This window comes from Streptomyces sp. NPDC002734 (assembly GCF_040295685.1).
In the GTDB taxonomy this organism is placed as follows: Bacteria; Actinomycetota; Actinomycetes; order Streptomycetales; family Streptomycetaceae; genus Streptomyces.
Genome location: NZ_JBEOVU010000013.1, coordinates 113,434 through 132,841 on the forward strand (window position 1 = coordinate 113,434; position 19,408 = coordinate 132,841).

At 73.2% G+C, this 19,408-nt stretch carries 17 protein-coding genes; 8 read left to right on the forward strand and 9 right to left on the reverse strand.

Annotated elements, in window-relative coordinates; translation table 11 throughout:
* Positions 1–75 precede the first annotated feature (75 nt).
* From ABT026_RS14285 to ABT026_RS14300, 4 genes are all read right to left on the reverse strand, one after another.
* Complete coding sequence (locus tag ABT026_RS14285; RefSeq protein WP_351114580.1) at positions 76–1,446, reverse strand: MFS transporter; 1,371 nt, start codon at positions 1,444–1,446, stop codon at positions 76–78.
* A 215-nt stretch (positions 1,447–1,661) separates the two neighbouring features.
* Entirely contained in the window at positions 1,662–3,959 is a 2,298-nt protein-coding gene (locus ABT026_RS14290; protein ID WP_351114581.1) for a xanthine dehydrogenase family protein molybdopterin-binding subunit, read from the reverse strand.
* On the reverse strand, positions 3,956–4,456 hold the full coding sequence (locus ABT026_RS14295; RefSeq protein WP_351114583.1) for a (2Fe-2S)-binding protein: 501 nt from the start codon (positions 4,454–4,456) through the stop codon (positions 3,956–3,958). Before ABT026_RS14295 ends, ABT026_RS14290 begins: the two co-directional genes overlap by 4 nt.
* A complete protein-coding gene (locus tag ABT026_RS14300) occupies positions 4,453–5,310 on the reverse strand; it encodes an FAD binding domain-containing protein (protein ID WP_351114585.1) in 858 nt (285 codons plus the stop codon). The genes ABT026_RS14295 and ABT026_RS14300 overlap by 4 nt, the downstream gene beginning before the upstream one ends.
* A 156-nt stretch (positions 5,311–5,466) precedes the next feature.
* Between ABT026_RS14300 and ABT026_RS14305 the strand changes: the two genes are divergently transcribed.
* Positions 5,467–6,807 (forward strand): XdhC family protein, encoded by a 1,341-nt coding sequence (locus ABT026_RS14305; protein ID WP_351114586.1) that lies wholly within the window; start codon positions 5,467–5,469, stop codon positions 6,805–6,807.
* Positions 6,808–6,904: 97 nt separating this feature from the next.
* Here the strand turns inward: ABT026_RS14305 and ABT026_RS14310 are convergent, their stop codons facing one another.
* Positions 6,905–7,375, reverse strand: a complete 471-nt coding sequence (locus ABT026_RS14310) for an NUDIX hydrolase (protein WP_351114587.1) — start codon at positions 7,373–7,375, stop codon at positions 6,905–6,907.
* A gap of 73 nt (positions 7,376–7,448) precedes the next feature.
* Positions 7,449–8,255, reverse strand: coding sequence for an MBL fold metallo-hydrolase (locus ABT026_RS14315; protein WP_351114589.1), 807 nt, complete (start codon positions 8,253–8,255; stop codon positions 7,449–7,451).
* A 71-nt stretch (positions 8,256–8,326) separates the two neighbouring features.
* On the opposite strand from ABT026_RS14315, the gene ABT026_RS14320 reads away from it, so the two are divergent.
* On the forward strand, positions 8,327–9,307 hold the full coding sequence (locus tag ABT026_RS14320; RefSeq protein ID WP_351114590.1) for a GlxA family transcriptional regulator: 981 nt from the start codon (positions 8,327–8,329) through the stop codon (positions 9,305–9,307).
* A 91-nt stretch (positions 9,308–9,398) separates the two neighbouring features.
* Here ABT026_RS14320 and ABT026_RS14325 read toward each other — a convergent pair whose 3' ends face one another.
* Positions 9,399–10,289, reverse strand: a complete 891-nt coding sequence (locus ABT026_RS14325; RefSeq protein WP_351114592.1) for an NAD(P)H-binding protein — start codon at positions 10,287–10,289, stop codon at positions 9,399–9,401.
* Positions 10,290–10,354: 65 nt separating this feature from the next.
* Here ABT026_RS14325 and ABT026_RS14330 point away from each other — a divergent pair, with 65 nt between their 5' ends.
* Positions 10,355–10,957: a TetR/AcrR family transcriptional regulator gene (locus ABT026_RS14330; protein WP_351114593.1), complete on the forward strand. Its 603-nt coding sequence runs from the start codon at positions 10,355–10,357 to the stop codon at positions 10,955–10,957.
* 19 nt (positions 10,958–10,976) lie between these two features.
* Here the strand turns inward: ABT026_RS14330 and ABT026_RS14335 are convergent, their stop codons facing one another.
* Positions 10,977–11,483: an ATP-binding protein gene (locus ABT026_RS14335; protein WP_351114594.1), complete on the reverse strand. Its 507-nt coding sequence runs from the start codon at positions 11,481–11,483 to the stop codon at positions 10,977–10,979.
* A 106-nt stretch (positions 11,484–11,589) separates the two neighbouring features.
* Between ABT026_RS14335 and ABT026_RS14340 the strand changes: the two genes are divergently transcribed.
* The 4 genes from ABT026_RS14340 (at position 11,590) to ABT026_RS14355 (ending at position 16,515) form a co-directional block, all read left to right on the forward strand.
* Positions 11,590–12,426 carry a helix-turn-helix domain-containing protein gene (locus tag ABT026_RS14340; RefSeq protein WP_351114595.1) on the forward strand — a complete coding sequence of 279 codons (837 nt, stop codon included), beginning with the start codon at positions 11,590–11,592 and terminating at the stop codon, positions 12,424–12,426.
* Positions 12,423–12,632: a DUF397 domain-containing protein gene (locus ABT026_RS14345; RefSeq protein WP_351114596.1), complete on the forward strand. Its 210-nt coding sequence runs from the start codon at positions 12,423–12,425 to the stop codon at positions 12,630–12,632. Before ABT026_RS14340 ends, ABT026_RS14345 begins: the two co-directional genes overlap by 4 nt.
* 139 nt (positions 12,633–12,771) lie before the next feature.
* Positions 12,772–13,737, forward strand: a complete 966-nt coding sequence (locus tag ABT026_RS14350; RefSeq protein WP_351114597.1) for a helix-turn-helix domain-containing protein — start codon at positions 12,772–12,774, stop codon at positions 13,735–13,737.
* 117 nt (positions 13,738–13,854) lie between these two features.
* Complete coding sequence (locus tag ABT026_RS14355) at positions 13,855–16,515, forward strand: S8 family serine peptidase (RefSeq protein WP_351114599.1); 2,661 nt, start codon at positions 13,855–13,857, stop codon at positions 16,513–16,515.
* A 117-nt stretch (positions 16,516–16,632) separates the two neighbouring features.
* Here the strand turns inward: ABT026_RS14355 and ABT026_RS14360 are convergent, their stop codons facing one another.
* Positions 16,633–18,108, reverse strand: a complete 1,476-nt coding sequence (locus ABT026_RS14360) for an MFS transporter (RefSeq protein WP_351114600.1) — start codon at positions 18,106–18,108, stop codon at positions 16,633–16,635.
* A gap of 96 nt (positions 18,109–18,204) precedes the next feature.
* Between ABT026_RS14360 and dusB the strand changes: the two genes are divergently transcribed.
* A complete protein-coding gene (gene dusB, locus ABT026_RS14365) occupies positions 18,205–19,344 on the forward strand; it encodes a tRNA dihydrouridine synthase DusB (RefSeq protein WP_351114603.1) in 1,140 nt (379 codons plus the stop codon).
* Positions 19,345–19,408: the final 64 nt, after the last annotated feature.

A 19,408-nucleotide genomic window follows, 5' to 3' on the forward strand; every position in this document is an offset into this window, starting at 1 on the left:
CGGGTACGTCCGCGGCGTGCGAAGGGCCGGACGGCCCCGTGCGGGGTGTCCGGCCCTTCGTCGTGCCGCGCGGGGTCAGGAGTTCAGCTCCTCGAGGGTCCTGCCCTTGGTCTCCACCGCGAAGCAGGCGACGACCGCGCCCACCGCGGCGACGACCGCCAGCTGGACGAAGATCACGCTCAGGTCGGCGCCGGAGGCGAGGATCGCGCCCACCGTGATCGGGCCGAGGATCACGCCCAGGCGGTTCCAGACCCCTCCGAACGCGGCGCCCTTGGCGCGGTTGCGCGTCGGGTACAGCTCCGGCGAGTACAGGTAGAGCGAGGCGTTGATCACGAAGATGAAGAAGGTGGTGCAGGAGGCGAACAGGGCGACCTGGCCGCTGGAGGTGGCGCCGGCCACCGCGAGGGCCGCGAGCGCGGCGGTGGTGCCGATCAGCGCGGTCAGCAGCAGCGGCTTGCGGCCGATGCGGTCCACCACCAGTGCGGCGATCAGCGTGCCGACCAGACCGGTCGCGTTGCTGAGCAGGGAGTAGGTGAGGGCGGTCGTGAGGTCCAGGCCGAACTGCTTGGTGTACAGCGACGGCAGCCAGGTCGAGATGCCGTGGTTCACGTAGTACGCGACGAACCACATCGTCGACAGGACGGCGGTGCGGCGCAGGTAGCGGCCCTGGAAGATCTCCCGCAGGCGGCCCCGGGACTCCTCGGCCGGAATTTCCAGCGCGGGTTCGGGCAGCGGCTCGCGGGTGGCGGCGGTGATCTCCTCCTCGATCCGGGCGACGACCTCCTCGGCCTCCTCCAGACGCCCCTGGGAGGCCAGCCAGCGCGGGGACTCCGGAACCTTGCGCACCAGCACCAGGGCGAGCAGCACCGGCAGGCCGCCCAGCAGGAACATCGCCTGCCAGCCGAGGTTGGGCACCACCCACACGGCCGTCAGCGAGGCCGCGGACAGGCCGGCAGGGAAGATCAGCTCGTAGAGCAGGACCAGCTTGCCGCGGCTGTCCGAGCGGGCGATCTCGTTGATGTACGTGGCGGCGATCGGTACCACGCCGCCGATGCCGACGCCCTGCACGAAGCGGAACAGGGCGAACATCTCGATGTTGGCGGAGGCCGCCACCGCGATGCTGGCGAGCCCGGTGAGCAGCACGCCGAGGGCGACGGTGCGCACCCGGCCGATCCGGTCGCCGAGCCAGCCCGCGACGAACGCGCCCAGCAGCATGCCCACCGAGGCGGCGGTGACGGCGAAGGTGGCCTGTCCGGTGGACAGGTTCCACTGCTCGGTCAGGACCGGCAGGGCGGAGGCGGCGAGCAACTGGTCGAACGCCTCGAAGAAGGTGACGGCGCCGATGAGGAAGCGGACCTTCACGTGCCAGCGGGAGTGCGGCAGTCGTTCGATCCTGGCGGCGATGGAGCCGGAGCCCATCACCTCTTTCGTGGCCACGGTCGTCATGGGAGTCCTTCCGCGAGCGGGGCGGGGGTCGGCGGATGCGTCAGCAGATGCGGCGACCCTAGGACCGCATATCTAAGGGGTCAATATTTTTGACCTGAAATTAATTGGATGCTTCGGCAGGCGCGTGCGGAGGTGGCGCCGAGGCCCCCTCGGCCGGTGTCCGTGCGGGCCGAGGGGGTGCGGAGAGGAGGCCGTCCCCGGCGGGGACGGGCGGCTCAGGCAGTGGGCGAGCCCGCCTCCCGCAGCGCGCGGAAGACCCGCTCGGGGGTCAGCGGAAGGGTGGTGATCCTCGCTCCTGTGGCGTCCTGCACGGCGTTGGCGACGGCCGCGGCGATCGGCACCATGGTGCCCTCGCCGGCGCCCTTGGAGCCGAACGGGCCGGGCCCGTGGCCCTGCTCCTGGGAGACGGAGACGAAGGAAGGCGGCAGGTCCTCGGCCATGGGCACCCGGTAGTCCAGCGCCTCGCCGTTGACCAGTACGCCGTCCTCGTACCGCATCTCCTCGAACAGCGCCTGCCCGTAGCCCATCAGGGCCGCGCCCTCCTCCTGCCCGCGCACCACCAGCTTGTTCGCGGCCCGTCCGACGTCGCCGCTCGCCACCAGCTTGAGCACCGTCACCGCGCCGGTGTCCGGGTCCACCTCGACCTCGGCGCCGGCCCAGCCGATCTCCCAGAACACGCAGGGGGCCTCCAGCGGCGCCTCGTGGGAGTTGGGCGCCTTGAAGAAGCCGTCGCCGCTGAACTCGTAGCCGGTGCCGCCGAAGACGCCCAGGATCATCGGCGTCAGCGGGTGGACCGTGCCGTCCAGGCGCACCCCCCAGTCGACCAGTTCCAGGTCGGACGGCGCGCGTCCCAGCCGGCCGGCCGCGAACTCCAGGATCCGCTCGCGGACCTGCTCGGCGGCGAGCTGCACGGCGCGCCCCGTCACCGTCATGCCGGAGGAGGCGTTGGTGCCCTGGTCGAAGGGAGAGGTGTCGGTGGAGACGGACGCGTAGGAGATCCGCTCCGGCGGCAGTCCCAGCACCTCCGCGGCGACCAGGCACAGGGCCGTCGAGATGCCCTGGCCCATCTCCACCGAGCCGGTGGAGACGATGACCTGTCCGGTCGCGTTGACCTTCACCCGGGCCTGCGCCGGCTTGTTGACGCCGCCGCCGTCCTTGAACCCGATCGCCAGTCCCATGCCGCGGTTCGGCCGCTTCTCCCGCCCCTGGTAGCCGAGTTCGGCGGCGACCAGGTCCAGTCCCTCGACCAGGTCGCTGTCGATGCCGCTCTCGCCCGGCATGAACGGTTCGCCCAGCGCCTTGAGGTTCTTCACCCGCAGGTCGTAGGGGTCCATGCCGAGCCGCCGGGCGATCATGTCGATCTGGCTCTCGCTCGCCCAGGTCGCCTGGGTGGCCCCGAAGCCGCGGAACGGCCCGGCCGGCGTCGTCGAGGTCATCACGCAGGCGCACGAGGAGCGCACGTGCTCCCAGCGGTAGGGGCCGGGGATGCGGTACCCGGCCTTCTCCGCGACCAGCGGGCTGCCGTCGGTGTAGGCGCCGGCGTCCAGCAGCACCTCGCTCTCCCGGGCGACGAAGGTGCCGTCGGCCAGGAGGCCGGTGCGCACCCTCAGCACCGCGGCGTGCTGGCTGAGGGTGAGGAAGCCCTCCTCGGTGGTCAGGCAGTAGCGGACCGGCCGCCCGGTGAGCCGCGACAGCAGGATCGCCACCGGCTCGGTCTTGCAGTTGTGCTTGGCGCCGAAACCGCCGCCCACGAAGGGCACGTTGACCCGCACCGAGGACTCCTCCACCCGGAACACCCGGGCGAGCTCCCGGCGCAGCGGGAACGGGTTCTGGGTGGAGGTCCACACCTCGATCCGGTCGCCACGCGCGTCGGCGACGGTGACGAAGGGCTCCAGGTGGAAGTGGTTCATCCGGGAGAAGACGAAGGTGTCCTCGAAGACGTGGTCGCAGCGCTCCCACACCTCGTCCGGACCCGTCTCGTAGCGGAACTCGTAGCAGACGTTGGGCCTCGGCCACAGCGCGCCGGAGGCCCCGGCCCCGTAGGGCGGCACCACGCCGCGCGGCTTGTCGCCGGGGAACAGTTCGGGGGCGCCCTCGGCCAGCGCGGCCTCCACGTCCGGCACGGTGTCCAGCACCTCGTACTCGACGTCGATCAGCGCGAGCGCCGCCAGCGCGGCCGCCTCGTCCTCGGCGGCCACCGCCGCGACCGGGTCGCCGACGTATCGCACCCGGTCGGTGGCGACGATCGGCTGGTCCTTGATGAAGTAGCCGTAGACGGCGTCCAGCCCGTCCAGGTCGTCGCGGGTGATCACCGCGTGCACGCCGGGCACCGCGCGCGCCCTGGTCGCGTCCACCGACACCAGCCGGGCGTGCGGGTGCGGGCTGCGCAGTACCTTGGCGTGCAGCATGCCGGGCAGCGAGACGTCCGCCGTGTACCGGGCGGCGCCGGTGACCTTGAGGGTCGCGTCCTTGCGGGGCGCCGTGGAGCCGAAGGCGCTGGTCCTGCCCGTCATGCTTCCTCCCGGGTCAGCTCGGCGGCCCGGCGGACCGAGTCGATGATCATCGCGTAGCCGGTGCACCGGCAGATGTTGGAGGAAATCCACTCGCGGATCTGCTCCTCGGTGGGTTCGGGGTGCTCGCGCAGCAGGGCGGTCGTCAGCATCACCATGCCGGGGGTGCAGTAGCCGCACTGGAAGCCGCCGCACTCGGCGAACGCCCGCTGCACGGGACCCGGTTCGCCTCCCCGGGCCTGCCCGGCCACCGTCTCCACCGAGCAGCCGTCCACGCTGAAGGCGAAGACGCTGCAGGAGGCCGTCGGCACACCGTCGATCAGCGTGGTGCACGCCCCGCAGACGCCGCGCTCGCAGGACGCCTTCACCCCGGTGTTGCCCATCCGGTCGCGCAGCAGGTCCAGCAGCACCGTCTGCGCGGCCATCTCCTCGCGGCGGCGGCGGCCGTCGACCTCCACGTCGACGGTGATCCGCCGGGCGGCGGTCCGGTCGGTGCTCACGCGCTCTCCTTCTCTTCGGCCTCTCCGGCCTCGCGGGCTTCTCCGGCCTCTTCGGTGGTACGGGCGTCCAGCAGGCGGCGCAGCAGTACCCCGGCCAGGTGACGGCGATATTCGGCACCCGCCGCGGCGTCCCCGACGCTGTCCGGCAGCGTGGCCGCGGCCCGTGCCGGGTCCTCGCCCAACGCCAGGCGGACGGTGTGCGGACGGGTGTACTCCGAGCCCACGGTCAACGTGACCCGGTCGCCGCGCACCGCCACGGCGGCGGTGGCCAGCGGGCGCATCGACCGCTCGTAGCCGAACCACACGCCGGCCGTGTCCGGCACCACCACCTCGGTCAACAGTGCCCCGGGCGGCTCCGGCCGGTCCCACAGGGCGGCCGGGTCCAGTTCCAGCGGCCCCTCGGGGGTGTGGAACAACAGCCGCGCCCCGAGCGCCTGCAGCATGATCGACATCTCGTAGCGGGTGCGCCGCGCCATCAGGTTGCCGCCTACGGTGGCCCGCTGTCGGATGCGGTGGTTGGCGATCCGCCCCCAGGCCGCGGCGAAGGACGGCAGGGCGCCCCGGACCACCTCGTGGCGGGTGCCGTCGTGGTGGGCGACCCCGGCGCCGATCCGCAGCCCGCCGTCCTCGGCGACCACCCGGTCCAGGACGTCGACCCGGTCCAGGGCGACCAGGCTCTCGCAGTGCAGCCCCTCCCGGAACTGGGCGAACAGGTCGCTGCAGCCCTGCGCGTAGACCGCGCCGGGGCGGGCGCCCTCGGACACCGCCTCCTCCACCGAGGTGGGGCGGTACAGGGCGAAGGGAGCGATGGTGCGCTGGGTGGGTGCGACCAGACCGTTGGGAAGCAGGAGCATGGGCAGGGACCTCCAGCGACGCGGCGACCGGAGGCGCAGTAGCCGCTACACAGAGTTATCTAATGCCTGAATATTCGATTGCGGAGATGTCTAACACCCTTTCCGGGCAGGCCACAAGGGGTGTCTTCAAAACTCTTTAAGTGTTAAAACGACTCCATGATCGACCTGCTGACGCCACTGCGACGGTGGCACGAGGCCGGGACCGACTTCGCGATGGCCCTCCTGGTGGAGGCCCACGGCAGTGCGCCCCGGCGGCCCGGCGCCGCCATGGCGGTCGGCGCGGACGGCGCCGTGGCCGGGAGCCTGTCCGGCGGCTGCGTCGAGGGCGCGGTCTACGAGGCCGGCCTCGCGGTGCTGGCCGACGGCATCCCGCAGGTGCACGTCTTCGGGGTCGGTGACGAGGACGCGTTCGCGGTGGGCCTCACCTGCGGCGGCACGCTGCGGGTGCTGGTCCGCGCCTACCGGGGCGAGGGCGAACGCGCCGCGCTGCTGGACGTCCTGGAGGCGGCGGAGCGGGGCGAGGCGGTGGCCCTGGCGACGGTGGTGGACACGGCGGCCTCCGCGGAGGAGCCGCCCGGTCGGGGCGGGGTCGCGCGGGAGGGGAGCGGCCGTGGCCGTGGCGAAGGCTGCGGCGAGAGCCGCGGTGACGGCGCGGTCGGCGGTGACGGCGCGGCGGTCGGGGTTGCGGTCGGCGCGCAGCTGGCGGTGCGGCCCGACGGGACCGTGGCCTACGGCGACGGCGGGACCATGGCCCAGGGCGACGGCGGCCTCATGGCCGATGGCGAGGGCGGGACCGGGACTCATGGCGACGGTGCGTGGGACGGCGCCCCCGAGCTGGCCCGGGCGGTGGCGCAGGACGCGCGGGCGCTGCTGTCCGCGGGCGGCGACGCGCTGCGGCGCTACGGCCCGCGCGGCGAGCGGCGCCGTGAGGAGACGGCCGTCTTCGTCCGGAGCTTCATGCCGCCCCCGCGGATGCTGGTGTTCGGTGCCATCGACCACGCGGCGGCCACCGCGCGGATGGGCGCCTTCCTCGGCTACCGGGTGACCGTCTGCGACGCCCGCCCCCTCTTCGCCACCCCCGAGCGGTTCCCGATGGCCGACGAGGTGGTGCGGGCCTGGCCCTCGGACTACCTGGCGGCCACCGAGGTCGACGCGCGGACGGTGATCTGCGTGCTCACCCACGACCCCCGCTTCGACGTCCCGCTGCTGGTCGAGGCGGTGCGGACGCCCGCCGCGTACATCGGCGTGATGGGCAGCCGCCGCACCCATGCCGATCGGACCGCCCGGCTGCGCGAAGCCGGCGTCGACGAGGCCGGGCTGCGCCGCCTCGCCTCGCCGATCGGCCTCGACCTGGGCGCCGTCACCCCCGAGGAGACGGCCGTGTCCATCGCCGCGGAGATCATCCGCACTCGACGCGGCGGCACCGCCCTCCCGCTCTCCGCCTTGGACGGCCCCATCCACCGGCCCGCTTGCGACGGTCGGCCCCTGCCGGCCTGAGGCGGGGCGCCCGCCCGGCTCGGCCGCCCCGGTCGACCGCCTTCTCGACGATGTCCTCGCTGTTGACCCAGAACCGCACCTGGGCCGGCCACCGGGGTCAGGCGCCGTCCCGCCAGGGGCCGTCCGGTGCCAGCGTGGCGAGGACGGCGGCCAGTTGCGGTGGTTCCACCGGGTCGCGCAGCGAGCCCAGGTCCGGCCACGCCACCCAGGTGTGGGTGTCCAGGCTGGTCACCTCGTAGGGGAGCAGGCCGGTCCTCACCAGCGCGGGACGCTCCTCGGCGAACCGTGCGACGAAGAAGTGCTCCGTGCCGACGTACCGCTTGCCGCCCCACACCACGTCACGCCCGACCGGCACCGACCGGTCGAGGACGGCGGCCGGGTCGAGTCCCGTCTCCTCGGCCAGTTCGCGGCGGGCCGCGGCCAACGGCGTCTCGCCCGGCTCGACCCCGCCCCCCGGCGGTTCCCAGAGGTGCGTCCCGTCGACGGGGTCGCGCCAGCGCATGAGCAGCAGGCGCCCGGCGGCGTCCAGACAGAGGATCCGGGCAGCCACCCGGCGCGTCGTCTCCACGCCGCGACCGTATGCGCCGCCCGTGAGGGGCCGGACCCCGGCCCCCCCCGGTCGCGGGCGGCGCCCGCGGCGCCTACCCGCCCGCCACCTCCACGCTCCCGCCCGGCGTCGGCAGCCGCAGCCGGTCGGAGAGGCCGGCCGCCGCGAACGCCTCGGTCAGGGAGTCGCCGCCCTCACTGAAGTGCTGCCAGTGCTCGAAGTGGAGCGGGACCACCTGCCGCGCCCCGAGGATCTCCGCGGCCTGCGCGGCCCAGGCGCTGGAGAGGGTCAGGAAGGCGCCCGGCAGCAGCGGCGTCAGGACCCCGCCCGCGAAGAGCACCGCCACGTCGAAGGGGCCGAACCGCTCCGCGATGCCGCGCACCACGTCCAGCGAGGCGTTGTCCCCGCTCACGTACACCGTGGGCAGCCCGTCGCCGGAGAGCACGAACCCGGTGACCTCGCCCACGAGGTGCTCGGTGCCGTCGGGGCCGTGCTGCGCGGGCACGCCGGTGATCCGCAGCGACCCGCCGTCCGGCCGGGGCAGCTCCACGCTCTCCCCGTCCGCCAGCGCCCGCACCGTGCCGCCGAGCCGTCGCCGCGCGGACTCCGTGGACAGGGTGAGCGGGACGCCGTCGAGGAACGCCCGCCCCGCGTGGTCGAGGTTGTCGGCGTGCTGGTCGTGGGAGAGCAGCACGGCGTCGACGGGGCCGATCTCCGCCGCGCCGACCGCCGGGCCTGCGGTCTTGACCAGGGTGGTGCCGCCCCCGGGAGCGGGGTAGTCGCCCGGCGGGTCGAAGGTCGGGTCGGTGAGCAGGCGGACCCCGCCGGTCTCCAGGACCGCGGTGGGGCCGCCGACGTAACGGACGGTGAAGGGCGCGGGCGCGCCGGTCGATGAGGTCATGCCCCCACCCTGCGCCGCGGAGGTCCCCGGCCGTGAGCGGCGGCGGCGCCGAGGGTCGATAGATTCCTGCCATGCCGCCGTCGTCGTCCTCCCCGCCCCTGAACACCGTCGGCTGCCTGCTCCTCGACGGGGTGCGGGCCTTCGACTACGCCGTGATCTGCGAGGTGTGGTCGAACCGGGCCGCCGACTTCACCCTGCGCGTCTGCGGCCCCGACGGGGCGCGGGTACGGCTGGGCGGCGGGCTGGAGAGGGTGCCGGACGCCGGCCTGGAGGGGTTGCTCGACTGCGACCTCGTCCTGGTGCCCGGCCTGGAGGACGCCGGCGCCGGCGTGGACCCCGCGGTGGCCCGGGCCCTGCGGGCCGTGCACGAACGGGGCGTCCCCATCGCCTCGTTGTGCGCCGGGGCGTTCGTGCTGGCGCAGTCGGGCCTGCTGGAGGGCCGTACCGCCACCACCCACTGGGCGCTCGCGAGTGAACTGGCCCGCCGCCACCCTGGGGTGGACGTCCGCTCCGACGTCCTGTTCACCGGCGACGGCGCGATCTGGACCTCCGCCGGAGTCGCCGCCGGCATCGACCTGTGCCTGCACCTGGTACGCGCCGCCCGCGGCGAGCGGGCCGCGGCGGCCATCGCCCGGGCCATGGTGACGGCGCCGTTCCGGGCGGGCGGGCAGGCCCAGTTCATCCCGTCGCCGGTGCCGCCGACACCGGCGGCCGGCGCGGAGGACCCGCTCTCCCGGGCCCGGCGCGAAGTCCTCGCCGCGCTCGACACCCCGTGGACCGTACGGGACATGGCGCGTGCCGCCCTGATGTCGGAGCGCACCTTCGCCCGCCGCTTCACCGAGGCCACCGGTACGACGCCGCTGCGGTGGCTGCTGGAGCAACGGCTGCTCGCGGCCCAGCGGTTGCTGGAGGAGACCGACCTCCCGGTCGGCGAGGTCGCCGCCCGCTGCGGCTTCAGCTCGGCGGTGGCCCTGCGGCCGGGGTTCGTCCGCGCGGTGGGCGTCCCGCCCCGGGAGTACCGGCGGGCGTTCCGCGGCACCCGGACCCGGTGACCTCGGCGGACCCACGGGTGTTCCGCGACGCCTGACGACCCCGGCGGCCGGTCCGCACCGCCGGGCCGGGCCGCGGGAACGGCCGGCGACCTCAGGGCGTGGGCACGGAGCCGGGCGCGAAGGTGGCGGCGTGGTCGGCGACCCACTGGCGGAACGACCTCGGCGGAACCCCCAGGACGTCGGACACGGCGGAGCTGACGTACGCGGGCCCGCCGACCGCCGCGTTCCACGCCGAGAGCAGCATGTCGACCACCGGCCCCGGCGCCTGCCCCTCCGTCTCGCGGCGGAACTCCTCCGGGGACATCTCCTCGAACCGGACGGGGCGCCCCAGCACCTCGCCGATGACGCCCACCTGCGCCGCCTGGGTCAGCGACTCGGCGCCCGTGAGCACGTAGTCGCCGCCGGCGTGCCCGTCCTCGTACAGGGTCCGCGCCGCGACGGCCGCGACGTCACGGTCGTCGACCGGTGCGGTCTCGGCGGCCCCGTAGGGCCACCGGACGACGTCGCCGGCGCGGAGGGAGGGCGCCCACCAGGCCGCGGCGTTCGACGCGAACATCCCCGGCCGGACGACCGTCGACTCCACCCCCGTGTCCGCGACGAGCCGCTCCAGCTCCGCGTGGAACGCCGCCATGGGGTTGGGCTGCTGGAAGAACGGGTGCGGCGTCCGGTGCGGTGACGAGAGGAGGACGATGCGCCGCGTGCGGGCCGCCAGGCGCTCGACCACCGCCTCGGCGGTCGCCGGAGGCGCGGTCCAGAGAAGGAAGACCGCGCCGGCGCCCCGGGCCGCCTCGTCGAGGGACGCGGGCACGGTGAGGTCGCCCGTGACGACCTCGACCCCGGCCGGCAGCGTCGCCGCCGCCTCCGCGCGACGGGTGAGGGCGCGCACCGGCACGCCCGCGTCGAGGAGGTGGTCGACGACCGCACGGCCGATCCGGCCGGTGGCGCCGGTGACCAGGACCGGCTGGGAGGGGGTTCGTTTCATGGGACGCACACTAACGCGTTACCGGGTAACAAAAGCAACTCGGTAACAAATGTTAGGCTCCCCAGGTGACTGAGCCGACGGGACTGCGCGCCCGCAAGAAGGCGCGGACCCATGACGCCATCGCCGACGCGGCGATCACGCTCTTCCTCGCGCACGGATTCGACCAGGTCTCGGTCAGCGACATCGCCGCCGCGGCCGAGGTCTCCAAGCCGACCCTCTTCCGGTACTTCCCCACCAAGGAGGACCTGGTCCTCCACCGGTTCGCGGACCACCAGGGCGAGGCCGCACGCGTCGTACGCGAGCGCGGACCCGGCGTCCCGCCCGTGACCGCCCTGCACCGCCACTTCCGCGCGGGCCTCGACCGGTACGAGCCGGTGACCGGCCTCAACGATCACCCGGTCGTGGTGGAGTTCCACCGCCTGGTCTTCACCACGCCGAGCCTGGCGGGACGCCTCACGCAGTACACGCAGGAGGACGAGCAGGCACTGGCGGAGGCCCTCGACCCGGGCCCGGACCTCCCCGCCCGGCTGCTGGCGGCGCAGGTGATCGCCGTGCAACGGGTGCTCGCCCGCGCCAACTGGCAGCGGATCGCCGACGGGCGCCCCGCCCGCGAGGTGCACGCGGAGGCCGTCGCCGACGCCGACCACGCCTTCGCCCGGCTGGGCTGACGCCCCCGGCGCGGCGGCGTCACGGGGCGTACGGGATCTCCGCCCAGACGTACTTGCCGAACGGTCGCGCGCCCACGCCCCACCGTCCGTCCGTGAGCGCGGCGACGATGTGCAGCCCGTTGCCGTGGTTGCGCCGCCGCCGGTCCGCCGCGCTGCGCATCCGGGGGCGGGTGCGGTTGGGGTCGTGGACCTCGATCCGCACCCGGTCCGCGGTGACCCGCACCGTCACGCCGATCAGGTCGTCGTCGCGCGCGCCGTACTTGACGCCGTTCGTCGCCAGTTCGGACGTCACCAGGCGTACCCGGTCCAGCAGTTCGTCCGGGGGGTCCGGCACCTCCTCGCGAACGCGGTCCACGGCGAAACGGCGGGCCAGTGCCACGGACCGTGCCTCGCGGGGCAGCGTCAGATCGACGGGGCGCGCGGCCGGCTCACCCGTGAGGCTGATTCGGCGGCGGGGCGGCAGGGCGGGCGACGCGGCGTTCTCCGGGCGTTCCTGCAGGTGCGGGGACCTCTGGGGGGTGACCACGGCAACTCCTCTCCGTGACGGAGCGACTACCAAGGGGGCTCAGCGTGGCCTAGAGTCGGCGGCCTCTCAACTTGGCGAATCGGGACGGAAAGTTGGTGGCGGTCCCATGAACATCAAGGACCTGAACCCCGAGAGCTCTCCGGCTGCGGCCTTCGGCGCACGTCTGCGGACGGTGCGGGAGGCGCGCGGCTGGAAGCAGGAGGATCTGGCGGCCCGGATGGAGTACTCGAGCACCCATATCTCCTCCGTGGAAACTGGTCGCAAGCTTCCAACCTTGCGCTTCTCGCGCAGTGCCGACCGAGCCTTCGGCATCACCGAGAACGCCGAGACGTTCGAGCGGATGTCGCGAGAACTCCGGCACGGGAGCCTGCTGGAGGGCTTCCCCGAGTTCGTCGCCTACGAGGGCCGGGCCGTGGAGATCCGCTTGTACGAGGTGGGCGTGATCCCCGGCCTGCTGCAGACGCGCGAATACGCGACGGTGCTGGCGGAGAGCGCGGTCAGGCGGGGTGCCATCAGCCCCGAGCAGGCGGACGAGCGGGTGTCCCTCGTCGCCGAGCGGCAGGGCGCCCTCGACCGGCGGACCCGCCCGCTGGTGTTCGTGGTTCTGGACGAGAGCTGCATCCGGCGGCCCATTGGGGCCCCGTCGGTCATGGCCGCGCAGTTCGACCACCTTCTGGCCTTCGCGGAACTGCCCAACACGGTGCTGCAGGTAGCCGAGTTCGCCATGGGGGACCGGCGGCCGTTCGACCTGCCCATTACGGTCCTCACGCTGCCGGACAGGGCGCTGATGTCCTACGCGGAGTCCGCGCAGCGAGGTCATCTGGAGCGGGAAAGCGTCTCCGTGCTGCCTGTGCTGACGGCCTACCATCAGCTACAGGCCGAAGCGCTGTCCCAGGCGGACTCTGTCGCCTTGATCAGCCAGCTAAGAAAGGGCACCCCGTGACGACCGAATCCCCTCGATGGGTCACGTCCTCCTACAGCAACAACGGCGGCCAGTGCGTCGAGGTCGCCGTGAACCTCGTCCCCTCCCGCGGCGTCGTGCCGGTGCGGGACTCCAAGAACCCCGCCGGCGCGGTCCTGTCGGTGCCCGCCGCCTCGTTCGCCGCCTTCGTCGCGGGCGTCAAGGCGGACGCGTTCCGCACCGTCTGACCGGACGTTCCCGCAGGCCCCGCCGTGTACGTGACGCGGCGGGGCCTCGTCTCGCTCCGCGACACGACCGTTGACCTGCGGTCCGGCGCGCTCCAGGATCGGGCGCAGTCACGGACAGGGGCGCACGGAGGGGCGAAGGATGCTGGAAGGGCTCGGGGTCCTGCCGACCGAGGAACGGGTGTACGTCGAGCTCGTCGACCGGGCCGCCGACGACGCGTGCGAGCTCGCCGACCGCGTCGGCCTGAACCTGCCGGAGGTGGAGGCCGCGCTCGCCGGGCTGGAGGACAAGGGCCTGGTCATACGGCTGACCGGCGGCAGGCGCGGTCTGCGGGTCACCCCGCCCGACGTCAATCTGAACCTGCTGATGCTGCATCGCATGGACGACGCGCGCCGGACCCGGCACGCCATCGTCGAACTGACCCAGCGGTACCGCAGTCACGCCGGGTACGGACCCGCCGACCAGACCGAGGTGGTCGAGGGCGCGGAAACCCTCGCGAGGCGGTACTCCCAACTGGTGCGCGAGGCGCAGCACCAGGTCCGCAGCCTGGTCCGCGCACCCGCCGTCGCCGTCTCCGCCGACGACAACGCCGGTCAGCAGGACGCCCTCCGGGCGGGCGTGCGCTACCGGGTCGTCTACCAGCGGGACCTCCTGGACGACGACGGGCCGGACACCCCTCTGCTGCTCAAGGAATGGGCCGAGCTGGGCGAGGAGATGCGCGTCGCGGTGGACGTGCCGCTGAAGATGGTGCTCGTCGACGACAGGGCCGCGGTGGTCGTACCGAACCGCAGCGGGCCCGACAACGTCTCCGCCCTGATCGTGCGCAACCGCGACGTGGTGGACGCCCTGGGCTGGATCTTCGACCGGTGCTGGGAGACCGCGGTCCCGGTGCCGACCGCGCTGGCCGCCAACGAGGGCCCGTTGACCGTCGACGACCGGCACCTGCTCTCGCTGCTGCTCGCCGGCTACACCGACCAGGCCATCGCCTCGCAGCAGAACGTGAGTCTGCGCACCGTCCAGCGCCGGGTGAAGCGCCTGCTGGCCCTCGCCAACGCGCAGAGCCGGGTGCAGCTGGGGTGGCAGGCCGCGCGTCAGGAGTGGGTCTGACCAGGCCTTGTCGCCTTTGCGACAAGGCACTGAACCGACAGCTGAAAGGCTTTTTCCGGCCACGTCCGCAGTGAAACGGTGTCGCTGTTCGACACGCCTTTCATGGATAGGACGCCGATGAACACCCCCAGAACCCAGCGCACGAAGCCGGCCGTGAGAACCATGGCGGCGCTCGCCGCGGTGGTCGCGGCCGGGAGCATGTCGCTGACCGCGATACCGGCCCAGGCGGACACCGCCGCCCCGGCCGCCGTCGACAAGCTCGGCAGCCACGACCGCGCCCTCGTCGCCACCTACGAGCGGCAGCACCGGGCGCGCACCGTTCCCCAGGGAGCGCAGCGCGCGGTGCCCGACTTCGTGACCGTGATGGTCGCGGTGAAGGACGGCCGCACGGAGGAGGTCCGCCAGGCACTCACCGACCTGGGCGCCGACGTGACCCGGACCGACGCGGAGATCGGCTACGTCAAGGTCAACGTGGCCTTCGCCGACGTCGACAAGGTCGTCGCGCTCGAGGACGTGCTGCGCGCGGACGTCGACGAGTTGCTGGAGCTGGAGGACACCGGCACGGGGGACGGCGGTGCCGCCACCGTCACGCAGGCGGCGGGAACGGAGCTGCCCGCCGCACCGTCGGCGAAGACGGGTGACGACAACCCGTACATGCCCACCCGCGACACCGGTTCGGTCGGCTTCAAGGCGAAGAACCCGGCCTTCGACGGGCGCGGGGTGACCATCGGCATCATGGACACCGGCGTGGACCCGACCCACCCCGCGCTGGCCGAGACCACCACCGGCGAACGCAAGCTGGTCGACACGGTGACCGGGAGCAACCCGACCAACTTCATCGACCTGCTCACCGACCGGACCTGGTCGCTGCTCTCCTCGGCCAACAAGGTCACCGGGGCCACCGTGGTGAAGAACAACATCACCTGGACGCTGCCGGAGGCCGACGGCGAGCTGTACATGGCGACGCGCCTGCTCCAGAAGTCCCAGATAGCCGATCAGACGCTCGCCGGCACCTACCTCGGGGCCGTCGCCCGTCCTTCGGACGGCGCGATATGGGTGGACACCGACCAGGACCACGTCTTCCAGGACGACGAGCTGCTGCGGGCCTACCGCGTCGACCACCAGATCGGCTACCTCGGCACCGACGACCCGGACACCGCGCACAACGAACGGCAGCCGTTCACCGTCGAGTTCAAGAAGTTCAGCGACACGTTCTCCGGCCTCGGCCTCAACATCCTCGACGTCGACCACGGCACGCACGTCGCGGGCATCACCGCCGCCAACGGGATGTTCGGCGGCGCCATGGACGGACAGGCCCCCGGAGCCAAGCTGGTCTCCATGAAGGCCTGCCAGTCCACCGGCTGCTCCAGCGCCGCGCTCAACGACGGCATGATCGACCTCGCCACGAAGTACGGCGTGGACGTCATCAACATGTCCATCGGCTCCAGCCCCGCTCTCAACGACGGCAACAGCGCCATGGCGCTGCTCTACAACCGCCTGATCAACGAGACCGGCGTCCAGATGTTCATCTCGGCCGGCAACTCCGGCGCGGGCACCAACACGGTCGGTGACCCGAACGTGGCCGATCAGGTGGTCAGCGTCGGCGCCTCGGTGACCCGCGAGACCTGGTGGTCCAACTACGGCTCCGCCGTGGCGTTCAAGGACGGCGTCTTCCCCTTCTCCTCGCGCGGCCCGCGTGAGGACGGCGGCCTGAAGCCCGACATCACCGCCCCCGGCTCGGCCGTCTCCACCACGCCGCGCTGGATGCCCAGTCTCTCCGTCACCGAGACCGGCTACTCCCTGCCCAGCGGCTACGGCCACATGAACGGCACCTCCATGGCCGCCCCGCAGGCCACCGGCGCGGCCGCCCTGCTGCTGTCGGCGGCCAAGCAGAGCGGCGTCAGCGCCACTCCGGCCGAGCTGCGCAAGGCGATCTTCTCGACCGCGGACTACAACAACAAGGTCGACGCCGTCGCCCAGGGGCACGGCCTGTTCGACGTCGGACAGGCGTGGAAGTTCCTGTCCAAGGGCGTCGACACCGGCCAGGACGTCACCGTCTCCGCCCCGGTCTGCACCGTGCTCTCCGGCAAGCTGGCCACGCCCCACACCGGCGCCGGCCTGTTCAACAGCTGCGCCCCCGACGCCGGCGGCCAGGGCGTCGGCGAGTCCCGCACCTACGACGTGACCCTGACCCGCACCGGCGGCGCGGACGGCCCGCGGACGTTCGCGCTCGGCCTCAAGGGCGACGACGGGACCTTCTCGGTCCCGGAGAGCGTCGTCCTGGAGAAGAACGTGCCCACCGTGATCCAGGTGACGGCTCAGCCCGCGACGCAGGGCGTCCACAGCGCCGTCCTGCGGATCGACGACGAGGACGTCCGCGGTCTCGAGCGCGCCACGCTCCTGGTGGTCGAGGCGGCGACCCCGGTGACCGTCGAGAACCCCTGGTCCGCCGACGGCACGGTAAACCGCAACGAGGTGACCCGTTACACCGTGGCCGTCCCGGCCGGGGCCACCGCGCTCACCGTGAACCTCTCCGGCGTCGCCGACGGCAGCCAGACCCGGTTCTGGGCCTTCAACCCCGAGGGCGTCAGTGCGGAGAAGGCGGCCGCGGGCTCCCTCAACTGCTACACCCACTTCTCCGACGAGGGCGCCTGCGCCACGGGCACCCGCACCTTCGCCAAGCCCAAGGCCGGCGTCTGGGAGGTCATCGTCGAGTCCCGCCGCACCAGCCCGCTGCTGAGCAACCCGTTCCGCCTGGAAGCGTCCGTCACCTCCTGACGCCTCTCCCGACCAGGTCCGCACCCGGCGCAGCTCCCCGGGTGCGGGCCTCACCACGTCCGGTGTTCCGTCGCCGGCCGCCGCTGCGCCGCAGGCCCGGGGCCCCGGGGCGAGGGGTCAGGCCTTCGCCCGCACGTCGTCCGCCCGCACGTCGTCCGCCTTCTCCACGTCCCGCCCCTCGTCCGACAGGCGGGCGGCCGTGCGGGCCGCCGTGGCCTCCGCGCGGCGGCCGGTGGTGAGGGCGCCGACGGCCAGGACGGCCAGCCCGCAGGCGGCCACGATCCACCAGGCCGGGCGGGAGGCCGCCGCGACGGCCTGCGCGTGCGTCTGCGAGGAGGCCGCCACCCCGTGGGCCAGGACCGCGCCGATCACCGCGACGCCCAGCGTCGCCCCGAGCTGCCGGCTGGTGGAGGCGACCGCCGCCGCCACGCCGGCCTGGGCGCGGGGCATGCCGGACACGGCGGTGTTGGTGATCGGCGCGTTCACCATGCCGAAGCCCACGCCGAACAGGGCGTAGCCCGTGACCAGGGTGGCGTCGCCCGCGTCGGGGAAGCCCGCGAACACGACCCCCGCCGCGGCCATCGCGGTCCCCGCGACCAGCAGCGGCACCCGCGGGCCCCTGCTGCCGACGATGCGGCCGGAGAGCGGTGCGAGCAGCAGGGTCGGCACCGCCATCGGCAGCATCCACAGGCCCGCGTGCAGCGGGTCCAGGCCCCGGACCTGTTGCAGGTGGAGGGTGGAGAGGAACAGGAACCCGCTGAGCGCGGCGAAGGCGCAGACCGCGATCACGGTCGCCCCGCTGAACGGCGCGGAGCGGAAGAAGCGCAGGTCGATCAGCGGCTCCCGGCGCCGCGGCTCGTGCCACAGCAGGCCGAGCAGGGCGGCGAGCGCGACGGCGGCGACGGGCACGACCCGTGCGGCGGGCGCGTGCGGGGCCTCGATGATCGCGTACGTCAGCGAGGCGAAGAGGACGGCGACCAGCACCTGGCCCACCGGGTCGAAGCGGCGGGCCCGCGGGGCCCGGGACTCGGGGACGAAGCGCAGGGTGAGAAGCAGGGCGGCCAGCCCCACCGGAAGGTTGATCCAGAACACCGCCCGCCAGCCGACCGCGTCCACCAGCAGCCCGCCGACCAGCGGCCCGGAGGCCATCGACAGCCCCACCACCGCGCCCCACACGCCGATGGCGCGGGCCCGCTCGGCGGGCTCGGTGAAGGTGTTGGTGATGATCGACATGGCCACCGGGTTGAGCATCGAACCGCCGACCGCCTGCACCACCCGGAAGGCGACCAGCGCGTCCAGGCTCGGCGCCAGCGAGCACAGCAGGGAACCCACGGAGAAGACGACCAACCCGGTCATGAAGACCCGCTTGCGGCCGAGCCGGTCGGCGGTGGAGCCGGCCACCATCAGCAGCGCGGCGAGGACCAGCGTGTAGGAGTCGAGGGCCCACTGCATCCCGGACACGCCGCTGCCCAGCTCCTGGCCCATCACGGGCAGCGCCACGTTGAGCACGGTGATGTCCAGGCTGACCAGCAGCAGGCTCATGCAGCAGATGGCCAGGACGAGGAACCGGCGGCGTCGGCTGAGTTCGGGCATGTGATTCATGCTACGACCAATAGTGTGCCTAACTAAAGGCTGCCTCCAGCTGCCTCCAGCTACCTCCGGGGAGCCGCGGTGAGGGACAATGGGGCAATGTCCACGCCCGTCACCCCTCTCCAGATCGGCCCGCACACCGTCCAGCCGCCGGTGGTGCTGGCCCCCATGGCCGGAATCACCAACGCGCCCTTCCGCACCCTGTGCCGGGAGTTCAGCGGCGGCAAGGGCCTGTTCGTCAGCGAGATGATCACCACGCGCGCGCTGGTCGAGCGCAACGAGAAGACCATGCAGCTGATCCACTTCGACGCGAGCGAGAAGCCGCGGTCGATCCAGCTGTACGGCGTGGACCCGGTCACCGTGGGCAAGGCGGTCCGGATGATCGTCGACGAGGACCTCGCCGACCACATCGACCTGAACTTCGGCTGCCCGGTGCCCAAGGTGACCCGCAAGGGCGGCGGCTCCGCGCTGCCGTACAAGCGGCACCTGCTGCGCTCCATCCTGCGCGAGGCGGTCACCGAGGCCGGGGCGCTGCCGGTCACGATGAAGATGCGCAAGGGCATCGACGACGACCACCTCACCTACCTGGACGCCGGCCGCATCGCCGTGGAGGAAGGCGTCACCGCCATCGCCCTGCACGGCCGCACCACCGCCCAGCACTACGGCGGCACCGCCGACTGGGACGCCATCGCGCGGCTCAAGGAGCATGTGCCGGAGATCCCGGTGTTGGGCAACGGCGACATCTGGTGCGCCGAGGACGCGCTGCGGATGGTCCGCGAGACGGGCTGCGACGGCGTGGTCGTCGGCCGCGGCTGCCTGGGCCGGCCGTGGCTCTTCGCCGACCTGGTCGCCGCCTTCGAGGGCCGCGAGGACCGGGTCGCCCCCACCCTGCGCGAGGTGGCCGACGCGATGGTCCGGCACGCCACCCTGCTCGGCGAGTGGATCGGCGACGAGGCCCGCGGCGTCATCGACTTCCGCAAGCACGTCGCCTGGTACCTCAAGGGCTTCGCGGTCGGATCCGAGATGCGCAAGCGCCTGGCGATCACCTCGACGCTCGCCGACCTGCGCGCCGGGCTCGACGAGCTGGACCTGGACCAGCCCTGGCCCGTCGGGGCCGACGGCCCGCGCGGCCGCACCTCCGGCAACAACCGGGTCGCCCTGCCGGACGGCTGGCTCGACGACCCCTACGACTGCTCCGGCGTCACCGCCGAGGCGGAATCGGACACCTCGGGCGGCTGACGGCGGCGAGCGGGAACGACGGACGGCCACGCCCCGGGGAGGGGGCGTGGCCGTCCTGTCGTAC

What these genes read in the sequence shown, in the direction of transcription:
- ABT026_RS14285 (WP_351114580.1), bottom strand. Translation starts at nt 1,446, where the DNA reads ATGACGACCGTGGCCACGAAAGAGGTGATGGGCTCCGGCTCCATCGCC.
- ABT026_RS14290 (WP_351114581.1), bottom strand. Translation starts at nt 3,959, where the DNA reads ATGACGGGCAGGACCAGCGCCTTCGGCTCCACGGCGCCCCGCAAGGAC.
- ABT026_RS14300 (WP_351114585.1), bottom strand. Translation starts at nt 5,310, where the DNA reads ATGCTCCTGCTTCCCAACGGTCTGGTCGCACCCACCCAGCGCACCATC.
- ABT026_RS14305 (WP_351114586.1), top strand. Translation starts at nt 5,467, where the DNA reads ATGATCGACCTGCTGACGCCACTGCGACGGTGGCACGAGGCCGGGACC.
- ABT026_RS14315 (WP_351114589.1), bottom strand. Translation starts at nt 8,255, where the DNA reads ATGACCTCATCGACCGGCGCGCCCGCGCCCTTCACCGTCCGTTACGTC.
- ABT026_RS14320 (WP_351114590.1), top strand. Translation starts at nt 8,327, where the DNA reads ATGCCGCCGTCGTCGTCCTCCCCGCCCCTGAACACCGTCGGCTGCCTG.
- ABT026_RS14325 (WP_351114592.1), bottom strand. Translation starts at nt 10,289, where the DNA reads ATGAAACGAACCCCCTCCCAGCCGGTCCTGGTCACCGGCGCCACCGGC.
- ABT026_RS14340 (WP_351114595.1), top strand. Translation starts at nt 11,590, where the DNA reads ATGAACATCAAGGACCTGAACCCCGAGAGCTCTCCGGCTGCGGCCTTC.
- ABT026_RS14350 (WP_351114597.1), top strand. Translation starts at nt 12,772, where the DNA reads ATGCTGGAAGGGCTCGGGGTCCTGCCGACCGAGGAACGGGTGTACGTC.
- ABT026_RS14355 (WP_351114599.1), top strand. Translation starts at nt 13,855, where the DNA reads ATGAACACCCCCAGAACCCAGCGCACGAAGCCGGCCGTGAGAACCATG.
- ABT026_RS14360 (WP_351114600.1), bottom strand. Translation starts at nt 18,108, where the DNA reads ATGCCCGAACTCAGCCGACGCCGCCGGTTCCTCGTCCTGGCCATCTGC.
- dusB (WP_351114603.1), top strand. Translation starts at nt 18,205, where the DNA reads ATGTCCACGCCCGTCACCCCTCTCCAGATCGGCCCGCACACCGTCCAG.